Source organism: Cupriavidus consociatus (assembly GCF_017814975.1).
In the GTDB taxonomy this organism is placed as follows: domain Bacteria; phylum Pseudomonadota; class Gammaproteobacteria; order Burkholderiales; family Burkholderiaceae; genus Cupriavidus; species Cupriavidus consociatus.
In genome coordinates this window covers 1-19,294 of the sequence record NZ_JAGIQA010000002.1, presented here as the reverse complement: position 1 = coordinate 19,294, position 19,294 = coordinate 1, and the positions used below count along the sequence as shown (strand labels likewise).

Genomic DNA, 19,294 nt, shown 5'->3' with positions numbered 1-19,294 from the left:
GCGGCGCGCGTCAGCGCTGCATCCCGGTGCGGGCCGGTGCCACGGTCCGGGCAGCCACCTCGGCCCGGGCGGCCCGGGCCGCCATCACGGCGCGATAGCCGTGCACCGCATCGAGCAGGCCGCCGTGGCGCATGCCGGGGAAGGCGATGCGGCGGCATGCCGCTTCGGCCGCGAACATCGCGGCGATCAGCAAGGGAGTGCCCAGGTTGGCGAAGTTCGACCATGTCGCCACCGGTGCCAGCACGAACAGCAGCGTCGAGGCGCCGGCCATGGCCGCGAAAAACAAGGTCCAGGCCTGCGTCACGCGCCTGGCATAGAGGGCGTGCGACGGCGTCAGTTCGCCGTGCAACGCGGCGGCGATCTGCGCGCACAAGGGGGTGCGGCCGGCACGCAAGGTCAGGCCGAACATCAGCCCCAGCGCAACGTTGACACCCGCGTGCTGCATCAGGTAAGTCCAGCCGAAATGGTGCGACAGCGGCGTACGCCAGAGCCAGAGCGCTGCGCATGCCGCAAACAGTGCGAACAGCGCTGGTTTGCGCCCGGCCGTGCGCAACGCCGTCAGGAAACCGATCGCAACGAACGGAAGGGCGCCAAGAAACAATGCGGCGACTTCGGCTCCTGCCCGATGGGCGGCATAATGCAGCGCGCATTCATAGGCGACGAACCCGGCGACCCCGAACATCCATCCCCGGCCGGCTACCAAAGGGGATGCCTGCCGCGTAGCGGCCCTGGCGATCGGCTGGTCCGGCGCGGACCGACCGTGGGGGAAGGAAGATTGGCTCGAGGACATCGTTAGTCGTTATCATGTATGGCAAACGGCACTTCAATCGGTGGCCCAAGATTGGCAAAACTCAAAAGCCGCACGAGTGTGCCAGGCTACCGAAGCGAACGCTTTATACCTTAAAAGACCTCCTGCGCGGGGCCAGGATTCCCCAAAGCCCAGTTGATGTTGTTACCAAACTTCTCTCGGCTAGCCCGCCATCGGGGCCTTTGGTAGCATCGGCTGGCCCCCACGGCGCGCCGGGACGATCCGGACCGGCTGCGTGCCGCGGCGGCCCCTCTGTTGCAACATGACCGAACTCGAAACCGAACTCGCCCGCCTGATCATCGACGAACTCGACATCGCAGACCTGCGACTGGAAGACGTCACCGCCGACACGCCGCTTTACGGCGAAGGCTTCGGGCTGGACTCCATCGACATCCTGGAGATTGCCCTGCTGGTGTCGCGCAAGTATGGGGTCGAACTGCGTTCGGACAACCCCGACAACAAGACCATTTTCGCCTCGCTCGGCAGCCTCGCCGCCTACGTCGCGGCGCAGCGCGCCAGCTAAGCCCGCCCACCCGGGATCCGGAGCGCGACATGCCCCAGCATGCCACGCCACGCCCCGCGCCGGGCGCCGACGCAGCGCACCGTTCCCACCTGGTGCTGATCCCCAGCTTCAACCCCGGCACCCGTTTGCACGGCACGCTGCAGGCGGCGCGCGCGGCGTGGGCGCCGGTCTGGGTCGTGGTCGACGGCAGCACCGATGGCAGCGAGCGCTGGCTGCGCGCTGAAGCCGCCACCGACCCGGCGCTGCGCGTGCTGACGCTGCCCACCAACCAGGGCAAAGGCGCGGCCGTGCTGCACGGCATCGAAGCCGCGGCGGCCGAGGGCTTCACCCATGTGCTGGTCATGGATTCGGACGGCCAGCATCCCGCCCATCTGATCGCCGAGTTCATGGCCCTGTCGCAGCGCGAGCCGGACGCGCTGGTGCTGGGCCGGCCGGTATTCGACGACAGCGCGCCTCGCGAACGGGTCTACTGGCGGCGCATGTCCAATTTCTGGGCCGATGTCGAGACGCTATGGGCCGGGATCGGCGATTCCCTCTATGGCTTCCGCGTGTACCCGATCGCGCCGCTGCGCGCGGTGATGCGCGAGACGCGCTGGATGCGGCGTTTCGATTTCGATCCCGAGGCGGCGGTCCGCCTGTGCTGGCGTGGAGTCCGCCCCATCAATGTGGCCGCACCGGTCCGCTACTTTGCACGGGGCGAAGGCGGCGTCTCGCACTTTCGCTACCTGCGTGACAACCTGCTGCTGACCGGTATGCACCTGCGGCTGCTGGCAGGTTGCGTGGTGCGGCTGCCGGTGCTGCTGTGGCGGCGCTTGCGCCTGGCCGGCAAGGCGGCGCCCCGGCACCTGCGCTGAGCACGGCCGCCGGCCGATGCCCGCCAAAGCAAGGAAGGCCGCGCAATGCGGCCTTCCTGCCTTTCCGAGGTTGCAGTGCCGATCGGCGCGAGACTGTCAGCGGTTACTTGCCCAGTTCGTGCCCGATCACGCCGCCAACCACGGCGCCGCCGATGGTACCGGCCGTGCTGCCGTCGGTCAGTTCATGGCCGGCCACGCCGCCGGCCACTGCGCCCGCTGCGGTACAACCAGCCAGCGCCATGCTTGCGCCTATCAGGAGCGCGCCTGCGAGTTTCCACATGATGGTCTCCTGCATCGTTGCCGGGCCGGCCCGGGTGGACGGGCCCATACGTCCAGCTTAGGCACGGTCCGCCCGGCGGCCTTTCAGTCACGCGCCGAAATCGCTGTAGGAATCGGACGACGCCAGGTGGCGCAGGCGTTATGTCAAGCGTCCTTTGCGTGCTGACGCAGGCGCTTGATCAGCGACGAGGTGTCGGCGCGGCCGCATCCCATCTGCTGCAGGTCGGCATAGAACTGGTCCACCAGCGCGGTCACCGGCAGCGCGGCGCCGTTGCGGCGCGATTCGTCCAGGCACAGGCCAAGGTCCTTGCGCATCCAGTCCACCGCGAAGCCGAAATCGAACTTGCCGTCGATCATGGTGGGGCCGCGGTGTTCCAGCTGCCAGGAGCCGGCGGCGCCCTTGCTGATGACATCCAGCACCAGCCGCATGTCCAGCCCGGCGCGCTCGCCGAAGGCAATGGCCTCGGACAGGCCCTGGATCAGGCCGGCAATGCTGATCTGGTTGACCATCTTGGCCAGTTGCCCGGCGCCGGCCTCGCCGATGCGGGTGACGGCGCGGGCATAGGCGGCGATGACCGGCTCGGCGCGCGCGTAGACGTCGGCATCGCCGCCGCACATGATGGTCAGGATGCCTTTTTCCGCGCCGACTTCGCCGCCCGAGACCGGGCCGTCGACGAAGTGCAGGCCGCGCTCGCCGGCCGCGGCGTAGAGCTCGCGCGCGACATTGGCGCTGGCCGTGGTGTGGTCGACGAAAATGCAGCCGCTCGGCGCGCCGAAGAAGGCGCCATCAGGGCCGGTCAGCACCGCGCGCAGGTCGTCGTCATTGCCGACGCAGGAACACACCACCTGTGCGTCGCGCACTGCCAGTGCCGGAGTCGCTGCCGCCTTGCCGCCGAACTGTTCGGCCCAGGCCTGCGCCTTGGCGGCGGTGCGGTTGTAAACCGTGACCTCGTGCCCCTTGGCGGCGAGGTGGCCGGCCATGTGGAAACCCATGACGCCCAGGCCGAGAAATGCGACACGCATGCTGCTGCTCCGTTGCTTGATCTGTTTGTGGAATCGGTGAGGGCGCGGGCTGGGGCCGCGCGCCCGGCCCCAGAGTATACGGGCGGGAGCAGGCGGGGCACAGATACAGCAGGGCGGTATGGGTGCATAACAGGGTGACCAGGGAGGGATTTGCAGCCAGGTCACTGTTAAATCGGAAATACCCATGTCATGGGTATCCGGACCGCATGAGTTCTTAACCACGGGCAGGCAAGAGCAGGCAAGAGCAAGCGGTACGGCGCCTGTTCTTGCTTTCGGGCGGCGGCTACTCCGGCTTCACCCCCGCCTCCCGGATCACCGTATTCCACTTGCCGACCTCAGCCTTGATCCGCGCACCCGCCTGCGCCGGCGTGGTCCAAGTGGCAATTGCGCCTTGCTTGAGCAGGGTGGCCTGGACCTCCGGCTCGGCCAGGATCTTCTTCAGGTCGGCGCCGAGCCGGTCGATCACCGGTGCCGGCGTGCCCGCCGGCGCGACGATGCCGAACATCGAGCTGACTTCGAAATCCTTCAGCCCGGCCTCGGTGGCGGTCGGCACGTCGGGCAGCGCATTGACGCGCTCGGACGAGGCCACCGCCAGGGCGCGGATCTTGCCGCTCTTCACGTAGGCCTGGGCCGCCGGAACGGTCTCGACCATGCTCAGCACCTGCCCGCCGATCAGGTCGGTCATGGCCGGTCCGCTGCCCTTGTACGGCACGTGCAGCATCTCCACGCCGGTCATGCGCTTGAACATCTCGCCGGCCAGGTGCTGCGGCGAACCGTTGCCTGCCGAGGCAAAGGTGATGGCGCCGGGTCTGGATTTCGCCAGCGAGACCAGTTGCGGCAGGCTGCTGGCGCTGACCGAAGGATTGACCACGAACACCAGCGGCACCGTGCCGACGATCGAGACCGGCGCAAAGCTCTTCTCCAGGTCGTAAGGCACGCGGCTCTTGTACAGCGCGGCGTTGATGGCGTGGCTGGTGAGCGCGCCCATCAGCAGGGTATAGCCATCGGCGGGCGACTTGGCGACCAGCTCGGCGCCGATATTGCCCGCGGCGCCGGCGCGGTTGTCGACCACCACCTGCTGGCCGAGCGTAGTCGACAGGCGCTGGGCCAGCGTGCGGCCGATCACGTCGGTGGCGCCGCCGGGCGGATAGGGCACGACCAGCCGGATCGGCTTGGCGGGATAGGCGTCCGCGGCCATGCCCGATACCGGGGCGAGCAGCATGCCGGCAAATGCGAGAGAAGCGACCAGGACGGAGCGGCGAAGGGTGCGGCGCGCCGCAGTGGCGGCGCGGACGGCCGTGGGCGTAATGCCAGGCATGTGGGTCTCCTGTGCCGGGAAATCGTTGGAATGGAATGGATCGGCGGGCGGCGGGTGGCCGCCGGCGGATGACGCCCGGCTCGTTATCGGGGCCAAGTGTAGGTCGGGCCGCTTGATTGATGAATCCGTATTTTTCTATCGACTGATCTCCATAATGAATTAATCAACACAGGACGCTGCCGGGCTTGCGCTAGACCTGCAATGGCCGCTAAGCTATGTGGCCATAGATTATCAATAATTTCATTGGAGATTGCCCGCATGTCCGCCAACGACCCCAGCAAGCCCGACGCCCCCCCGCCGCAAGGCCTGGCCAAGGGGCTGACCAACTACGGCGACACCGGCTTCTCGCTGTTCCTGCGCAAGGCCTTTATCAAGGGCGCCGGCTATACCGACGACGCGCTGTCGCGGCCGGTGATCGGCATCGTCAACACCGGCAGCAGCTATAACCCCTGCCACGGCAACGCGCCGCAGCTGATCGATGCGGTCCGGCGCGGCGTGATGCTGGCCGGCGGCCTGCCGGTGGATTTCCCGACCATTTCGGTGCACGAGAGCTTTTCCGCGCCGACCAGCATGTACCTGCGCAACCTGATGTCGATGGACACCGAGGAAATGATCCGCGCGCAGCCCATGGACGCGGTGGTGCTGATCGGCGGCTGCGACAAGACCGTGCCGGCGCAGCTGATGGGCGCGGCCTCGGCCGGGGTGCCGGCGATCCAGCTGGTGACGGGCTCCATGCTCACCGGGGCGCATCGCGGCGAGCGCGTGGGCGCCTGCACGGACTGCCGCCGCTACTGGGGCCGCTATCGCGCGGAAGAGATCGATGCCGCCGAGATCGCCGACGTCAACAACCAGCTGGTGGCCAGCGTCGGCACCTGCTCGGTGATGGGCACGGCCAGCACCATGGCATGCGTGACCGAGGCGCTCGGCATGATGGTGGCCGGCGGCGCGTCGGCGCCCGCGGTGACGGCCGACCGCATCCGCGTGGCCGAGCGCACCGGCACCACGGCGGTGGCGATGGCCAGGGCGCGCCTGACGCCGGACCGCATCCTGACCGGCAAGGCTTTCGAGAACGCGCTGCGCGTGCTGCTGGCGATCGGCGGCTCGACCAACGGCATCGTGCACCTGACCGCCATTGCCGGCCGTCTCGGCATCGATATCGACCTGGCGGGACTGGACCGCATGAGCCGCGAGACGCCGGTGCTGGTCGACCTCAAGCCTTCCGGCCAGCACTACATGGAGGACTTCCACAAGGCCGGCGGCATGGCCGCGCTGCTGCGCGAGCTGCGCCCGCTGCTGCACCTGGACACGCTGACCGTGTCCGGCCGCACGCTCGGCGAAGAGCTTGACGCCGCGCCGCCCCCGTTCGCGCAGGACGTGATCCGCAGCGCGTCCGACCCGATCTACCCGGCCGGCGGCCTGGCCGTGCTGCGCGGCAACCTGGCACCGGGCGGCGCCATCATCAAGCAGTCCGCCGCCGATCCGGTGCTGATGGAGCACGAGGGCCGCGCGGTGGTGTTCGAGAACGCCGAGGACATGGCGCTGCGCATCGACGACGAGGCGCTCGACGTCAGGCCCGACGATATCCTGGTGCTCAAGCGCATCGGGCCCACCGGCGCGCCCGGCATGCCGGAAGCGGGCTACATGCCGATCCCGCGCAAGCTGGCGCGCGCCGGCGTCAAGGACATGGTGCGCATCTCGGACGGCCGCATGAGCGGCACCGCGGCCGGCACCATCGTGCTGCACGTGACGCCCGAAGCGGCCATCGGCGGGCCGCTGGCGCTGGTGCGGAGCGGCGACCGCATCCGCCTGTCGGTGCGCGAGCGCGACCTGACGCTGCTGGTCGACGACGCCGAACTGGCCCGCCGCGCCGCGGCGCAGCCGGTGGAGCGCCCGCGTGCCGAGCGCGGCTACCGCAAGCTGTTCCTGGAGACCGTGACGCAGGCCGACCAGGGCGTCGACTTCGACTTCCTGCGCGCGACGCAGACCGTCGATACCGTGCCGCACCAGCGCTGAGCCATGCACGACATCAGCCCACAGGCCGAAGCCGGCGCCATGCAGCAGGCCGTCGATACGCTGGAGGAAGACATCGTCTTCGGCCGCCTGCATCCGCGCGAGCGGCTCACCGAGGACGACCTGATGGCGCGCTTCGCCCTCAAGCGGCATGTGGTGCGGCAGGTGCTGGCGGGGCTGGAGGCGATCGGCGTGGTCGAGCGCAAGCGCAACGTCGGCGCGGTGGTGCGCGCGTTCTCGGCGCGCGAGGTGCTGGAGCTGTACGCACTGCGCGAGGTGCTGGAATGCCATGCTGCCGCGCAGATCGACCTGCCGGTGCCGCCGGCGCGGCTGGCGCCGCTGGCCGCCGTGCAGAAGCAGCACGACGCCGCCGTGGCCGCCGGCGATGCGCGCGCGGTGTTCCGCATCAACCAGGCCTTCCACCGCGAGCTGTTCGCGCTGACCGGCAATGCCGTGCTGCAGCAGGCCATCGGCGACTATGCGCGCCGCACCCATCCGATCCGCTTCGGCACGCTGGCGGCCGCGGCCTATCGCGAGCGCGCGCGGCAGGAGCACTGGGCCATGATCGAGGCGTTGCAGCAGGGCGACCGCGAGGCGCTGGTCGACCTGTGCCGCCGCCATCTGCTGCCGTCGCGCGATGCCTATCTCGCCGCGGCGCAGGCCCGGGGCGCGGCCTGAGCGCCGCGTCGACGGTGCCTGGATGCCGCCTGGATGCCGGAATGGGCAGTGCCCGCAGCCCGCGCCGCATGGCTGCGGCATCACAGTGAAGTCAGAACCCGCCTACGCCGCCGTCCGCCATCGTCCTATCCCTAGCGCGCGTGACTCTGCCTACATTGGAAGCAGCGTCACCACCGCAAGGAGCCGATTCATGTCATTCGCGCTATACATCATTGGCTTGCTGGTACTGGTCGGCGGCATCGCCTGGGCGATGTCGACGGCCGGCCTCGCGACCGTTTATATCGGCATTGCCTGCCTGATCGTGCTCGGCGTGGGCATCATGATGGCCGTCTCCCGCACGCGTACCAAAGACCCTTCCTGAAGCCTGCGGGCCCGGCTGCATGCCGGGCCTGTCCTGGCGCCCGTGCCGTCCGTCGCGCAGCGGCGGACGCAGCCGGCTGGCCTGCCATGCCTGCTGTATCGCCTGGGCGATCTGGTTGAACGCCTGCTTCGAAATCACCGCTTCCTCGCGCATCGTTTCCAGCGACAGCCCCCTTGCGCAGCGCAAACAGCATCAGCAGGCGCCGTTCCAGCGCCTCGGTAGTCGCCGAATTTCACCCGCATCTCGGCCAGGCCTTCGCCGGCGGGCTGGAAGCGGTCCTCCAGCACGCCGGCAAGCAGACCAGCCGCGCGGCCGTGACCTGCACCACCGCGACGATCAGCAGCGCGCCGGCCAGGATCAGGATATCGACGATGATGCTCATGCGCTGGCCGTCGTGGCGGCGGCGTCGGTGCCGGCAGCGGGGGGATGCGCCAGCTGCGCGCGCACCGCCGCGGCAAGTTCGGCGGCGGCGGGCGACAGCGTGCGGTTGCGCGAGGTCACCAGCCCGATCGAGCGCTCGGTCACGGGCGCGGTCAGCAGCCTCTCTACGATGCCGGACTGGCGCACCGTGCCGGCTGCGATCTCCGGCAGCGCCGCCACACCGAAGCCGCATTCGACCATGGCTGCGATGGTGGCAAGGTGCTCGGCCTCGAACACCGGCTGGAAGCGGATCCTGTTTTGCAGGAAGGCCCATTCGGCGTACTGGCGCACGCTGCTGGGATGCGTCATCGAGACGTGCGGGGCGGCGGCGGTATCGGCCCAGCGCAACGGGCCGCTGCTGCGCGCCATCGGGTGCGCCGAGGGGATCAGCAGCACGAAGCGGTCGGACAGCAACGGCTCGTATTGCAGGTCGGCCTGCTGCGGATCGGCCGCGGTCAGCGCAAAGTCCACCTCGCCCGCGCGCACCAGGTCGAAGGCCGGGCCGGAGAGCGTGTCGATCACCTTCAGCGCTACTTCCGGGCGCGCCCGGTGGTAGGCCATCAGCACGCGCGGCAGCATGCGGGCCGCGAGCGACGGCAGCGCGGCCACCGCCACCTGGCCGCGCTCGGCGCTGGCAATGCCGGTGACGGCGTCGATGGCGCCGCGGAAGGCGGCCTGCAGCAGCGCGGCCTGCTGCATGAAGACCTGGCCCGCGGCGGTCAGGCGCACGGTGCGGGTGGTGCGGTCGAACAGGCGCACGCCGAGCGATTCCTCGATACGCAGGATCTGCGTGGACAGGGCGGACTGCGACAGGTGCAGCTGGCTGGCGGCCTGGCGGTAATTGAGCGTACGGCCGAGCACCAGCGTGGTCTCGATGTCCCGCATCGACAGGTTGATTTTCATGGTCAGGAGGTGGCGGGCGCTGTGTGCGCCGCAGAGGACATGAGAGGCACGACGGGTCTGATCGTGCGATTGATCTGATTTGTGGATCATTTTATCCATAGAATCGACTTCATCAATCAAAGCGAGTTCTCTACACTGCCGGGATTCCGTTGCCCGGCGTGCCACTGCGGCCGGGCACCCCGCCAATCCCGCAGGATTCCCCCGGAGTACCTATGCCGAACCCGACCGAACCGGTCACCGCCAGTCCGCTGGTCCGTCCCGGCGCCGCCCACGCGGTGGTGGTGGGCGGCGGCACCATGGGCGCCGACGTCGCCGTGGTGCTGACGCGCGCCCTGTGCCGCACCACCGTGATCGAGCCTGACGCCACGCGCGGCGCCGCGCTGCCCGGGCGGGTGCGCGACAACCTGGCCGCCATCGGCCGCGCCGAAGGTGCCCCATGCCTGTCCGTGGCCGCCACGCTGGACCAGGTCGACTGGGAGACCGTCGACCTCGTGATCGAGTGCATCCCCGAGCGCCTGGAACTCAAGCAGCAACTGTTCGCCGAGCTGGTCTGGCGCGCGCGGCCGGACGCGGTGCTCGCCAGCAACAGCTCCAGCTTCCCGATCAGCGCGATCGGAGCCGGGCTGGAGTCGCGCGAGCGCATGCTGGGCCTGCATTTCTTCATGCCGGCGCACCTGGTGCCGCTGGTCGAAGTGGTGATGGGCGAGGACAGCGACGAAGGCTGCGCCGACGCGCTGATCGCGTTCATGCGCCGCTGCGCGATGGTGCCGGTGAAAGTGCGCAAGGACCTGCCCGGCTTCCTTGCCAACCGGCTGCAGCATGCGCTGTCGCGCGAGGCTTTCAGCCTGATCGACCGCGGCATCGCCTCGCCCGAGGACGTGGATGCGGCGGTGCGCTTCGGCTTCGGCTTCCGCTTCCTGGCCGCGGGCCCGGTGCTGCAGCGCGACCATGCCGGCATCGACGTGCATGCCGCCGCCGGTGCCACCATGTATCCGAGCTTCTGCAATGACGACCAACCCGCGCGCTGCCTGGCCGAGCGCGCGGCCGACGGGCGCCACGGCATGAAGCGCGGCGAGGGCTTCTATGTCTGGAGCCCCGAAGCCATTGCCGCCGAGCGCGCGCGCTACGATTGCCTGCTGCGTGCCGGCCTCGACCTGATCGCCCCTGAATTGCCCGAGATCCAGCCATGACCCAAGCCAATCCATCCGCCTCGGCACCATCCGCCGCCACCCGCGCGGCGCTGGCCGATTCGCCGCTGATTGTCACGGTGGCGCCCAACGGCGCCTACAAGCAGGTTGCCGACCATCCCGCGGTGCCGCTGACCGCGGCGGCACTGGCACAGGAAGCGCGCGCCTGCGTCGAGGCCGGCGCCGCCATGATGCATATGCACGTGCGCGACGCGCAGGGTCGCCATTCGCTCGATGTGCAGGCCTACCGCGACGCGCTGGCCGCCGTCAGGCAGGCGGTCGGTGACGCATTGCTGGTGCAGGTGACCAGCGAAGCCGCCGGCGTGTACAAGGCCCCCGCGCAGATGGCAATGGTGCGCGAGCTGCGGCCCGAAGCGGTGTCAGTGGGCCTGCGCGAGGTGGCGGTGCCGGAGATCCCGGAAAGCGAGCTGGCCGCGTACTTCGCCTGGCTGGCGCGCGAGCGGGTGATGACGCAGGTGATCCTGTACGACGCGGCCGACGTGCGCCGCTGGCATGGGCTTCGTGAACGCGGGCTGGTGCCGGCGGGTGCGTGGTCGCTGCTGTATGTGCTGGGGCGCTATTCCGCGGGGCAGGTCTCGTCGCCACACGACCTGCTGCCGTTCCTGCAGGTGGCCGCGGAAAGCGACGATGCGCTGCCGTGGGCGATCTGCGCCTTCGGCCGAGAGGAGAATGCCTGTGTGACCGCGGCCGCCGCGTTCGGCGGCCATGTGCGAGTGGGCTTCGAGAACAACCTGCTGCTGCGCGACGGCAGCCGCGCGCCCGGCAACGCCGCGCTGGTGGCGCAGGCCGTGCAGGGCGGGCTCACGCTGGGCCGGCCGATCGCCGACGCCGCGGATGCGCGCCGGATCTACGGCGCGGTGCGCTGATGCGGTCCCGCGTGCGCGGCGTGGCGGCCGCGTGGCGGGCGGCGCAGGTCAGGCGCCGTCGCTGAAGCTGTCGCGCGGGCCGTTCGGGTTGTGCGCGCCGTCGGTGAACGTGCTGCGCGTGCCGGTGGCGGTGTGTGCGCCATCGGTAAAGCTGTTGCGGGTGCCGGTGGCCGTACGCGCGCCGTCGGTGAACGGGCTGCGCGTGCCCGTGACGCTGTGCGCGCCGTCGCTGAACGGATCGACGCCGCGCGGTGCAGCTTGCGCGGTGCCGACCACGGCCGCAACCAGTGCGGTGGCGACAAAGACTTGCCTGAGTGCTTGCATGGATGCTTCTCCGTAAGGTTGCCAGCCCGGGACGGGTGGCGGTAGAGAGAAGTCTAGGCACTCGCCATCCACGCCAGCATGACGCCCACATGACATTGCCGTCATGCAGCATTGGCCTGCGCGGCAAGCGCACGGCAAAAGCGAGGAAATGCGCTGCGCCGTCGCGCGCAAATGCCGGCAGCGCCGGCAAAGGCTGTAGAATCACGGCTATCCGACCGGCCTGTGGTTCCATCGCCGGTCTTCATTGCCCGCGGAAATGCAGCGGGCCTCTCACGATAGTCATGTCCGAGTCTGATTCAGCCAAACTCGCTGCGGTGGCGTGGATCCACGAGCAAATGGACCGTCATGCGCTGACGCTTGACGACCTGGTCGCCGCGGGATGCTTCGACAAGGTCCCGGCGCCCGCTGTGGAATCCTCACGCAAGGCCGCTCCCGAGACCGGCGCCGATGTTGTCAGCGCCAAGACCAACGGCGCACCGCGTCCGCTCTACCGCAATGCCCTGGGGCAAAGCTGGGACGGCGTGGGCGAATACCCCGACTGGCTGCAGCGCGCGGTCAATGCGGGGCAATCGATCGAGTTCTTTCGCGTCGAATAAGCCGCACGCGCGGCGCCAGCGGCTTGCGGCAACAAGCGGGCAGCAGTCAGGAACGCCGCCAGGCGCGGCGTGGCGCTTCAGCAGCGCGTGGCAAAAGGCAGCAGGTCGTTGAATACCGCTGGTGTCGCCATCGGGGCCGCATGCGCCCAGTGGGCCATGACCTCGGGTGGCAGTTCCGGCAGTTCGCCCGCGGCGGTGGCAGGTTGGCCCGGAAGCGCTGCGGTGTCGTCGTTGGACGGCTGCGGCGCCCCCTCCTGCAGTTGCAGCGGCACGCCTTGTCCGCCGGGCTCCACCATGACCTGCACGGCGGCGCCACGGCAGCTGCCTTCGCTGCCGCCGCCCAGTGCGGCTTCGGCTTCCATCTTGGCCGCCGCGTGCCGTTCCGGCAGCGACAGCCCCGCGGCCTGCACCGCGCTGCATACGGTCGTCACGGCTGCAAGGGCGCCGGATACCGGCGCGAGCATGGCAAGCGACAGCAGCAGGGAGTTGGACAGGCGCGGCAGGCGTTTCATCTGGGGCGGGCGAAGGCTAAGCGGACAGGAAATCGAATTCGCGCGGCGCGCGGCGGGAACCATCGGCCAGGCCGGCGGTCACCGCGCATTTTACTGGCATTTACCCGCAATAAGCCGTCTTTGCGATGACATTTCTGAAATCTTTGCCCTTTTCCGGCCGTCCTCGGCTAGCGTTACGCCATGGCGGCACTGGTGCCGCCGGAAAGTGACTGACACATGCGTATCCTGATTGTCGAGGACGAACCCAAGGCGGGCGATTACCTGCTCAAGGGCCTCACTGAATCCGGCTTCGTGGTGGACCTGGCGCGCGACGGCGTCGACGGCCTGGCCCACGCGCGCGAACACCCCTACGACCTGATCGTGCTGGACGTGATGCTGCCGAACCTGGACGGCTGGCAGGTGCTGCGCGAGCTGCGCCGCGAGCGCGACACGCCGGTGCTGTTCCTGACCGCGCGCGACGAGTTGTCCGACCGCCTCAAGGGCCTGGAGCTTGGTGCCGACGACTACATGGTCAAGCCGTTCGCCTTCGCGGAGCTGGTGCTGCGCATCCGCACCATCCTGCGCCGCGGGCCGTTGCGCGAGAGCGAATTCATCGAGGTGGCCGACCTGCAGATCGATGCCATCCGCCGCCGCGTGGTGCGCGCCGGCCAGAAGATTGACCTGACTTCGAAGGAATTTGCGCTGCTATACCTGCTGGCGCGCCGCCGCGGCGAGGTGCTGTCGCGCTCGCTGATCGCGTCCCAGGTGTGGGACGTCAACTTCGACAGCAACACCAACGTGGTCGACGTATCGATCCGGCGCCTGCGCGCCAAGGTCGACGACCCGTTTCCGCGCAAGCTGATCCATACCCGGCGCGGCATGGGCTATGTCCTGGATGATGGCGAAGACAGCGATGGCTTCGGGCCCGCCGCGGCATGATGCGGCTGCCGTCGTCCCTGACCACGCGGCTGGCGCTGGCGTACGGCCTGGCCACGGCCGCCATCCTGGTGAGCGTGGCCGCGTACCTGTCCAGCGCGCTGTCGGCTCAGCTTGAGGGCCGTGATGAGAGCGAACTGGTAGGCGAAGTGCTGCTGGTGCGCCACCTGCTGCGTGAAGTGCGCAGCGAGGCCGAGATCCGCGCCGATACGCATCGCTTCGCCGATATCGCCATGGGCCATGAAGGGCTGATCCTGGTGGTCCGCACCCGGCAGGGCGAGCCGCTCGTCACGCTCAATCCGCGCAACGAGACCGTGCCGCCGCTGCGCGTGCTGCCGGCCGGTACGCAGCCCGAGAAGGACATGCTGCAGACCTGGCGTCCGCGCAACGGCGTGCCCTCGCGCGGCATTGCCGCGCTCGGCCAGCTCGGCGATTCCGACAAGGCGGTCGAGATCGTGGTGCTGCGCGATGCCGGCTATCGCGTGGCGCTGATCCGCGAATACCGCTACCGGCTGCTGTGGGCGACGCTGTGCGGCGCGGCAGTGGCGGCGGGGCTCGGTTTCGTGCTGGCGCGGCGCGGGCTGCGGCCGCTGCGGCGCATGGCAACCGATGCGGCCGCGGTGACCACCAGCCGCCTCGCCACGCGGCTCGATGTGGGCAGTGCGCCCGCCGAGCTGCGCGAGCTGGCGGCCGCGTTCAACGACATGCTGGCGCGGCTGCAGGACAGCTTCTCGCGGCTCTCAGAGTTCTCCGCCGACCTGGCGCATGATTTCCGCACGCCGATCAGCAACCTGATCGGCCAGACCCAGGTGACGCTGGCGCAAAGCCGCGGCGCGGCGGAATACGAGGCGCTGCTCGAATCGAACCTGGAAGAGTACGAACGGCTGGCGCGCATGATCGAAAACATGCTGTTCCTCGCGCGCGCCGACCATGCGCAGGTGGCACTGGGCGTGCGCACGCTGGATGCGCGTGAAGAGCTCGACAAGATGGCCGAGTATTTCGAGGCGGTCGCGGCCGACCGCGACGTCACGCTGGCGGTTGGCGGACACGCGCTGGTGCAGGCCGACCAGACGCTGCTGCGGCGCGCGGTCACCAACCTGCTCGACAACGCGCTGCGCCACGCGCCCGAGGGAACCACGGTGCAGCTGGATGCCACGCGCGTTCCCGCGCCCGGTGGGGCGGCCAACACCTGCATCCGCGTCAGCAACGCGGGACCGGCGATCCCGCCGGACACCCTGCCGCATATCTTTGGCCGCTTCTACCGCGCGGACCCGTCGCGCCGCAATTCCGCCACCTCGACCGGCCTCGGGCTGGCAATCGTCGACACCATCATGCGATTGCATGGCGGCAGCGTGACCGTGCGCAGCGCTGACGGCGAAACGGTGTTTTCGCTGCAGTTCCCGGTTGAAACCCCGGCCGCCGCGACGCAGGCTCCCGCCACGGTGGCCTGAACCGGCCCGCCGCGGGCCGCTGCGCTTGCACGGGCCCGGCACGCGCGCATAATGGCGCACGTGTGCCGGCAGCGGCAACTCCGGCCGGCGCACCCATACGCAACCAGGATCACAACCCACAAGGAGAGTGACATGCAGGTGCAACCCTATCTGGATTTTGGCGGCCGCTTCGACGAAGCCGTGGCGTTCTACGGCAAGGTACTGGGCGCGCAGGTGACCTTCGCGATGCGCTACAAGGAGGCTCCGCCGGACCAGGGCATGCAGATCCCGGAAGACTGGAAGGACAAGGTGATGCACGCCAATATCCAGTTCGGCGAGACCCAGCTGATGGCCTCCGATGGCCGCCCTGGCGAGCGTCCGGCCTTCAGCGGCTTCAGCCTGTCGGTCGGCGCGGTCAGCAAGGAAGAGGGCGAGCGCATCTTCAACGGGCTGGCCGAAGGCGGCCAGGTGGTGGTGCCGTACCAGAAGACGTTCTGGGCCGAAGGCTTTGGCATGCTGGTCGACCGCTTCGGCATGTCGTGGATGGTCAATTGCGAGCACTGAGGGCCCGCTTGACTCTGTAGCCGCTACAGGGTCTTCAATGTCATCAGGTCAAACCACGCGAACAACAAGAGATGGCTCGCACGTCACCTGAAGACGCACTGCCCCGGGATCATGCCCGCCCGGGGCACGATCACTCCAAACACCGCCATGAACATGGCCACGATCACGCCCATGATCACGGGCACGATCACACGCATGATCACGATCATGGCGACGCTCATGCCCACGATCACGATCACGGACTTTCGCAGGCCGCTCCGGCTGCCGAGGCGCACACCTGCTGCGGAGGTGGCTGCTCGTCAACGATTGCCCTGACGCCGGCAGCGGCAGCCGCGCCCGTCGAGGTGCCGGCCGGCGCCCGCACGGCTGCCTATCGCATCGACGCGATGGACTGCCCCACCGAGGAAACGCTGATCCGCAACAAGCTGGGCAATATGGCCGGCGTGGCGGCGCTGGAGTTCAACCTGATCCAGCGAGTGCTGACGGTCCACCATACGCTGCCGTCGCCGGAGCCGGTGGTCGCTGCCATCCGCAGCCTCGGCATGCAGGCGGTGCCGCTGGATGCCGAAGCCGCGCAGCAGGTGCTGCCCGAGACCACCGCGCGCAAGCCGTGGTGGCCGCTGGCGCTGGCCGGCGTGGCCGCGGTCGGCGCGGAAGCGACCGAATGGCTGGCGCTCGGCCTGCCGTGGTTGCCGGCCGCGCTGGCGCTGGCGGCGGTGGCGCTGGGCGGCCTGACCACTTACCGCAAGGGCTGGATCGCGCTGCGCAACGGCAACCTGAATATCAATGCGTTGATGAGCATCGCCGTTACCGGCGCGTTGCTGCTGCGCCAGTGGCCCGAAGCGGCGATGGTGATGGTGCTGTTCGCGCTGGCCGAGCGCATCGAGGCCGCCTCGCTGGACCGCGCTCGCAATGCAATCCGCGGACTGATGGCGATGGCGCCGGAGCAGGCGACAGTGCGCCGCGACGACGGCAGCTGGGAAGCCGTGTCCGCGGCCAGCGTCGCCGTTGGCGCGCTGGTGCGGCTGCGCCCCGGCGAGCGCGTGGCGCTGGACGGCATGGTCGTGCGCGGCCAGTCGGCGCTGGACCAGGCGCCGATCACCGGCGAAAGCGCGCCGGTCGACAAGGCCGAGGGCGATCCGCTCTTCGCCGGCTCGATCAACCAGTCCGGCGAACTGGAATACACCGTGACCGCGCCGGCCAGCGACTCGACGCTGGCGCGCATCATCCACGCGGTGGAAGCCGCGCAGGGCAGACGCGCGCCGACGCAGCGCTTTGTCGACCAGTTCTCGCGCATCTACACCCCCACGGTGTTTGCGATTGCGGTGGCGGTGGCGGTGGTGCCGCCGCTGCTGGCTGGCGGCGGTTGGGCCGACTGGATCTACAAGGCGCTCGTGCTGCTGGTGATCGCCTGCCCGTGCGCGCTGGTGATCTCCACGCCGGTGACCATCGTCAGCGGCCTGGCCGCGGCCGCGCGCCGGGGCATCCTGGTCAAGGGCGGGGTCTACCTGGAGCAGGGCCGGCACCTGGCCTGGGTGGCGCTGGACAAGACCGGCACGATCACGCACGGCAAGCCGGTGCAGACCGGCCATGCGCTGCTGGGCGACGCACCGCCGCAGGCGCGCGCCATTGCCGCCAGCCTGGCCGCGCGCTCGGACCACCCGGTGTCGCGCGCGGTGGCCGCGGCGGCGGCGGGCGAGGGCATTGCGACGTTGCCGGTGGACGATTTCGAGGCGCTCGCGGGCCGCGGCACGCGCGGCACGGTGCAGGGCGTGGAATACCGGCTTGGCAACCACCGGCTGGTGCATGACCTGGGCGCCTGCTCTCCGGCGCTGGAGGCGCGGCTGGAAGCGATCGAGCGCGAAGGCAAGACCGTGGTGCTGCTGGCACGCGTCGAAGACAACGGCGCCGCCACCGCGCTTGCACTCTTCGCGGTAGCCGATACGGTACGCCAGACCAGCCGGCAGGCAATCGCCGAACTGCATGCGCTGGGCGTGAAGACGCTGATGCTGTCGGGCGACAACCCGCATACCGCGCAAGCCATCGCGGCCGAGGTCGGCATCGACGAGGCGCGCGGCAACCAGTTGCCGCAGGACAAGGCCGACGGCATCGCCGCGCTGGCCGACGCCGCGCATGCGCGCAGCGGCCGCATCGGCATGGTCGGCGACGGCATCAACGATGCGCCGGCGCTGGCGCGTGCCGATATCGGCTTCGCCATGGGCGCGGCCGGCACCGACACCGCCATCGAGACCGCCGACGTGGCGCTGATGGACGACGATCTGCGCAAGATCCCGGAGTTCGTCCGCCTGTCGCGCCGCACCTCGCGCATCCTGGTGCAGAACATCACGCTGGCGCTGGGCATCAAGGGGGTTTTCCTGGCGCTGACGGTGATGGGGATGGGGACGATGTGGATGGCGGTGTTCGCCGATATGGGGGCGAGTTTGCTGGTGGTGTTCAATGGGCTGCGGGTGGGAGCGCAGCGCGGGGCTTAACCAACGGCTGATGGTTTGTACCCCTCTCCCGCAAGCGGGAGAGGGGCCGGGGGTGAGGGCAGGCCCTGGCATGCCACTAGCCTGGACTTCGTGGGCACACCTGCCCTCACCCCAACCCCCTCCCGCAAGCGGGAGAGGGAGCACCCAGTCGGTATTGTGGAGGCCTCGTCAGCCCACCTGCGGCTGGATAATCAACTCCCCGCTCCGCCCCGGAATCTCCCCCCACGTGACCGGTAGCCGCGGCAGCCCGCTTCGCTCCAGCCCGCGATACCACGCCGCCATCGACACCAGCTCGTGCCCCTGCGCGCGCCATCCCGCCAGCAGCCGCTCGAACACCGGCGCCAGCTTGCCGCCTTCCAGTTCGGTATGCAGCGTAAAGACATGGTCGCCCGGGCCTGCGGTCAGTTGCAGCAGCGCGGTATGGACATTGTCTTCGGTCAGCCCGTCGGTGCCGATCAACTCGTCCAGCGTCGGCAGCGTGGTCGGCATCTGCACGTGCCGGCACGGCACGCCGTCGATGGTGGGGATATAAGGCGCCGTGCCGCGCCCGTCCGACGCATAGGCCATGCCCCAGTCGTCGATCTGGCGGAATGCATCCTCGTTCATCTGCCAGCCCGCCGCGCCATGCGTCGCCGGCGCTTCGCCGAAGATCTCGGTGTAGCGCGCGAACGCCTGCTGCATCTGGCGCCGGGTCCAGGCCGCATCGCGCTCGCGCACGTTGTCCTGCCAGTAGACGTGGTCCCACGTGTGGATCCCGCACTCGTGGCCGGCGGCGCGGGCCGCGCGCATTTGCGCCGCCCCCTTGCGCCCGATGTCCGGGCCCGGCAGCAGCACGCCGTACATCAGCGTGCGCAAGCCGTAGTTCGATACCACCGAGGTGCGCGACACCTTTTTCAGGAAGCCCGGCCGGAACACGCGCCGCAGCGCCCAGCCGGTATGGTCTGGCCCGAGGCTGAACAGGAACGTGGCCTGTGCCTGGGCGGCGTTCAGCATCGACAACAGCTTCGGCACGCCTTCGCGCGTGCCGCGCAGCGTGTCGACGTCGACCTTCAGGGCAATGCGTGCCATCTGCGGTGCGTGCTCAGTTGGCCGAGTCGACCAGCGTGCGCGCTTCGACCACCTTGCAGCGATACGCCTCGAAGATGCGGCGCAGCGACTGCTCCATCGTGACCTCGGGCTTCCAGCCCAGCGCTTCGATGGTGTTGTCGAT

At 69.3% G+C, this 19,294-nt stretch carries 21 protein-coding genes and 1 pseudogene; 12 read left to right on the top strand and 10 right to left on the bottom strand.

What is annotated here, in order from left to right:
• Nucleotides 1-10: 10 nt before the first annotated feature.
• Nucleotides 11-682 (bottom strand): COG4648 family protein, encoded by a 672-nt coding sequence (locus J8I82_RS03330; RefSeq protein WP_209754438.1) that lies wholly within the window; start codon nucleotides 680-682, stop codon nucleotides 11-13.
• 388 nt (nucleotides 683-1,070) lie between these two features.
• Between J8I82_RS03330 and J8I82_RS03325 the strand changes: the two genes are divergently transcribed.
• On the top strand, nucleotides 1,071-1,331 hold the full coding sequence (locus J8I82_RS03325) for a phosphopantetheine-binding protein (protein WP_209754437.1): 261 nt from the start codon (nucleotides 1,071-1,073) through the stop codon (nucleotides 1,329-1,331).
• Between the two features lie 29 nt (nucleotides 1,332-1,360).
• A complete protein-coding gene (locus J8I82_RS03320; RefSeq protein WP_209754436.1) occupies nucleotides 1,361-2,185 on the top strand; it encodes a glycosyltransferase family 2 protein in 825 nt (274 codons plus the stop codon).
• Between the two features lie 103 nt (nucleotides 2,186-2,288).
• Here J8I82_RS03320 and J8I82_RS03315 read toward each other — a convergent pair whose 3' ends face one another.
• The 3 genes from J8I82_RS03315 to J8I82_RS03305 form a co-directional block, all read right to left on the bottom strand.
• Nucleotides 2,289-2,465, bottom strand: a complete 177-nt coding sequence (locus J8I82_RS03315) for a glycine zipper 2TM domain-containing protein (protein WP_029046952.1) — start codon at nucleotides 2,463-2,465, stop codon at nucleotides 2,289-2,291.
• A gap of 143 nt (nucleotides 2,466-2,608) precedes the next feature.
• Nucleotides 2,609-3,508: an NAD(P)-dependent oxidoreductase gene (locus tag J8I82_RS03310; protein WP_431831523.1), complete on the bottom strand. Its 900-nt coding sequence runs from the start codon at nucleotides 3,506-3,508 to the stop codon at nucleotides 2,609-2,611.
• Between the two features lie 262 nt (nucleotides 3,509-3,770).
• Nucleotides 3,771-4,805, bottom strand: a complete 1,035-nt coding sequence (locus J8I82_RS03305) for a Bug family tripartite tricarboxylate transporter substrate binding protein (RefSeq protein ID WP_209754434.1) — start codon at nucleotides 4,803-4,805, stop codon at nucleotides 3,771-3,773.
• Nucleotides 4,806-5,063: 258 nt separating this feature from the next.
• Between J8I82_RS03305 and J8I82_RS03300 the strand changes: the two genes are divergently transcribed.
• The 3 genes from J8I82_RS03300 (at nucleotide 5,064) to J8I82_RS03290 (ending at nucleotide 7,854) form a co-directional block, all read left to right on the top strand.
• A complete protein-coding gene (locus J8I82_RS03300) occupies nucleotides 5,064-6,818 on the top strand; it encodes an IlvD/Edd family dehydratase (protein WP_209754433.1) in 1,755 nt (584 codons plus the stop codon).
• 3 nt (nucleotides 6,819-6,821) lie between these two features.
• Nucleotides 6,822-7,493 (top strand): GntR family transcriptional regulator, encoded by a 672-nt coding sequence (locus J8I82_RS03295; RefSeq protein WP_209754432.1) that lies wholly within the window; start codon nucleotides 6,822-6,824, stop codon nucleotides 7,491-7,493.
• 190 nt (nucleotides 7,494-7,683) lie between these two features.
• Nucleotides 7,684-7,854 (top strand): hypothetical protein, encoded by a 171-nt coding sequence (locus tag J8I82_RS03290; RefSeq protein WP_165971468.1) that lies wholly within the window; start codon nucleotides 7,684-7,686, stop codon nucleotides 7,852-7,854.
• A 232-nt stretch (nucleotides 7,855-8,086) separates the two neighbouring features.
• Here the strand turns inward: J8I82_RS03290 and J8I82_RS03285 are convergent, their stop codons facing one another.
• The gene (locus J8I82_RS03285; RefSeq protein ID WP_209754431.1) at nucleotides 8,087-8,236 is read right to left on the bottom strand and encodes a hypothetical protein; all 150 of its coding nucleotides are present in this window, start codon (nucleotides 8,234-8,236) and stop codon (nucleotides 8,087-8,089) included.
• Nucleotides 8,233-9,177 carry a LysR family transcriptional regulator gene (locus J8I82_RS03280; RefSeq protein WP_209754430.1) on the bottom strand — a complete coding sequence of 315 codons (945 nt, stop codon included), beginning with the start codon at nucleotides 9,175-9,177 and terminating at the stop codon, nucleotides 8,233-8,235. The genes J8I82_RS03285 and J8I82_RS03280 overlap by 4 nt, the downstream gene beginning before the upstream one ends.
• Nucleotides 9,178-9,389: 212 nt before the next feature.
• Here J8I82_RS03280 and J8I82_RS03275 point away from each other — a divergent pair, with 212 nt between their 5' ends.
• Nucleotides 9,390-10,367 carry a 3-hydroxyacyl-CoA dehydrogenase family protein gene (locus J8I82_RS03275; protein WP_209754429.1) on the top strand — a complete coding sequence of 326 codons (978 nt, stop codon included), beginning with the start codon at nucleotides 9,390-9,392 and terminating at the stop codon, nucleotides 10,365-10,367.
• On the top strand, nucleotides 10,364-11,251 hold the full coding sequence (locus J8I82_RS03270; protein ID WP_209754428.1) for a beta-keto acid cleavage family enzyme: 888 nt from the start codon (nucleotides 10,364-10,366) through the stop codon (nucleotides 11,249-11,251). The genes J8I82_RS03275 and J8I82_RS03270 overlap by 4 nt, the downstream gene beginning before the upstream one ends.
• 48 nt (nucleotides 11,252-11,299) lie before the next feature.
• Here the strand turns inward: J8I82_RS03270 and J8I82_RS03265 are convergent, their stop codons facing one another.
• Entirely contained in the window at nucleotides 11,300-11,575 is a 276-nt protein-coding gene (locus tag J8I82_RS03265) for a hydroxyquinol 1,2-dioxygenase (RefSeq protein WP_209754427.1), read from the bottom strand.
• Between the two features lie 281 nt (nucleotides 11,576-11,856).
• On the opposite strand from J8I82_RS03265, the gene J8I82_RS03260 reads away from it, so the two are divergent.
• Entirely contained in the window at nucleotides 11,857-12,171 is a 315-nt protein-coding gene (locus tag J8I82_RS03260) for an H-NS family nucleoid-associated regulatory protein (RefSeq protein WP_209754426.1), read from the top strand.
• 77 nt (nucleotides 12,172-12,248) lie between these two features.
• Here J8I82_RS03260 and J8I82_RS03255 read toward each other — a convergent pair whose 3' ends face one another.
• Nucleotides 12,249-12,683 (bottom strand): hypothetical protein, encoded by a 435-nt coding sequence (locus J8I82_RS03255; RefSeq protein WP_209754425.1) that lies wholly within the window; start codon nucleotides 12,681-12,683, stop codon nucleotides 12,249-12,251.
• Nucleotides 12,684-12,899: 216 nt separating this feature from the next.
• On the opposite strand from J8I82_RS03255, the gene J8I82_RS03250 reads away from it, so the two are divergent.
• The 4 genes from J8I82_RS03250 to J8I82_RS03235 all read left to right on the top strand — a co-directional run bounded on the left by J8I82_RS03250 (nucleotide 12,900) and on the right by J8I82_RS03235 (nucleotide 18,084).
• Nucleotides 12,900-13,601, top strand: coding sequence for a heavy metal response regulator transcription factor (locus J8I82_RS03250; RefSeq protein WP_209754424.1), 702 nt, complete (start codon nucleotides 12,900-12,902; stop codon nucleotides 13,599-13,601).
• Entirely contained in the window at nucleotides 13,598-15,049 is a 1,452-nt protein-coding gene (locus J8I82_RS03245) for a heavy metal sensor histidine kinase (RefSeq protein WP_209754423.1), read from the top strand. The genes J8I82_RS03250 and J8I82_RS03245 overlap by 4 nt, the downstream gene beginning before the upstream one ends.
• A gap of 132 nt (nucleotides 15,050-15,181) precedes the next feature.
• Nucleotides 15,182-15,592, top strand: a complete 411-nt coding sequence (locus tag J8I82_RS03240; protein WP_063240632.1) for a VOC family protein — start codon at nucleotides 15,182-15,184, stop codon at nucleotides 15,590-15,592.
• Between the two features lie 71 nt (nucleotides 15,593-15,663).
• Complete coding sequence (locus J8I82_RS03235) at nucleotides 15,664-18,084, top strand: heavy metal translocating P-type ATPase (protein WP_209754422.1); 2,421 nt, start codon at nucleotides 15,664-15,666, stop codon at nucleotides 18,082-18,084.
• A 168-nt stretch (nucleotides 18,085-18,252) separates the two neighbouring features.
• Here the strand turns inward: J8I82_RS03235 and J8I82_RS03230 are convergent, their stop codons facing one another.
• Entirely contained in the window at nucleotides 18,253-19,152 is a 900-nt protein-coding gene (locus tag J8I82_RS03230) for a polysaccharide deacetylase family protein (protein ID WP_209754421.1), read from the bottom strand.
• A 13-nt stretch (nucleotides 19,153-19,165) separates the two neighbouring features.
• A pseudogene (locus tag J8I82_RS38235) lies at nucleotides 19,166-19,294 on the bottom strand (bifunctional UDP-4-keto-pentose/UDP-xylose synthase); the annotation flags it as partial.

Coding starts and splice junctions, on each gene's coding strand:
- J8I82_RS03285 (WP_209754431.1), bottom strand. CDS start 8,236: ATGAGCATCATCGTCGATATCCTGATCCTGGCCGGCGCGCTGCTGATC.
- J8I82_RS03255 (WP_209754425.1), bottom strand. CDS start 12,683: ATGAAACGCCTGCCGCGCCTGTCCAACTCCCTGCTGCTGTCGCTTGCC.
- J8I82_RS03280 (WP_209754430.1), bottom strand. CDS start 9,177: ATGAAAATCAACCTGTCGATGCGGGACATCGAGACCACGCTGGTGCTC.
- J8I82_RS03315 (WP_029046952.1), bottom strand. CDS start 2,465: ATGTGGAAACTCGCAGGCGCGCTCCTGATAGGCGCAAGCATGGCGCTG.
- J8I82_RS03320 (WP_209754436.1), top strand. CDS start 1,361: ATGCCCCAGCATGCCACGCCACGCCCCGCGCCGGGCGCCGACGCAGCG.
- J8I82_RS03305 (WP_209754434.1), bottom strand. CDS start 4,805: ATGCCTGGCATTACGCCCACGGCCGTCCGCGCCGCCACTGCGGCGCGC.
- J8I82_RS03330 (WP_209754438.1), bottom strand. CDS start 682: ATGTTCGGGGTCGCCGGGTTCGTCGCCTATGAATGCGCGCTGCATTAT.
- J8I82_RS03325 (WP_209754437.1), top strand. CDS start 1,071: ATGACCGAACTCGAAACCGAACTCGCCCGCCTGATCATCGACGAACTC.
- J8I82_RS03235 (WP_209754422.1), top strand. CDS start 15,664: ATGGCTCGCACGTCACCTGAAGACGCACTGCCCCGGGATCATGCCCGC.
- J8I82_RS03240 (WP_063240632.1), top strand. CDS start 15,182: ATGCAGGTGCAACCCTATCTGGATTTTGGCGGCCGCTTCGACGAAGCC.
- J8I82_RS03250 (WP_209754424.1), top strand. CDS start 12,900: ATGCGTATCCTGATTGTCGAGGACGAACCCAAGGCGGGCGATTACCTG.
- J8I82_RS03230 (WP_209754421.1), bottom strand. CDS start 19,152: ATGGCACGCATTGCCCTGAAGGTCGACGTCGACACGCTGCGCGGCACG.
- J8I82_RS03265 (WP_209754427.1), bottom strand. CDS start 11,575: ATGCAAGCACTCAGGCAAGTCTTTGTCGCCACCGCACTGGTTGCGGCC.
- J8I82_RS03300 (WP_209754433.1), top strand. CDS start 5,064: ATGTCCGCCAACGACCCCAGCAAGCCCGACGCCCCCCCGCCGCAAGGC.
- J8I82_RS03290 (WP_165971468.1), top strand. CDS start 7,684: ATGTCATTCGCGCTATACATCATTGGCTTGCTGGTACTGGTCGGCGGC.
- J8I82_RS03275 (WP_209754429.1), top strand. CDS start 9,390: ATGCCGAACCCGACCGAACCGGTCACCGCCAGTCCGCTGGTCCGTCCC.
- J8I82_RS03260 (WP_209754426.1), top strand. CDS start 11,857: ATGTCCGAGTCTGATTCAGCCAAACTCGCTGCGGTGGCGTGGATCCAC.
- J8I82_RS03270 (WP_209754428.1), top strand. CDS start 10,364: ATGACCCAAGCCAATCCATCCGCCTCGGCACCATCCGCCGCCACCCGC.
- J8I82_RS03245 (WP_209754423.1), top strand. CDS start 13,598: ATGATGCGGCTGCCGTCGTCCCTGACCACGCGGCTGGCGCTGGCGTAC.
- J8I82_RS03295 (WP_209754432.1), top strand. CDS start 6,822: ATGCACGACATCAGCCCACAGGCCGAAGCCGGCGCCATGCAGCAGGCC.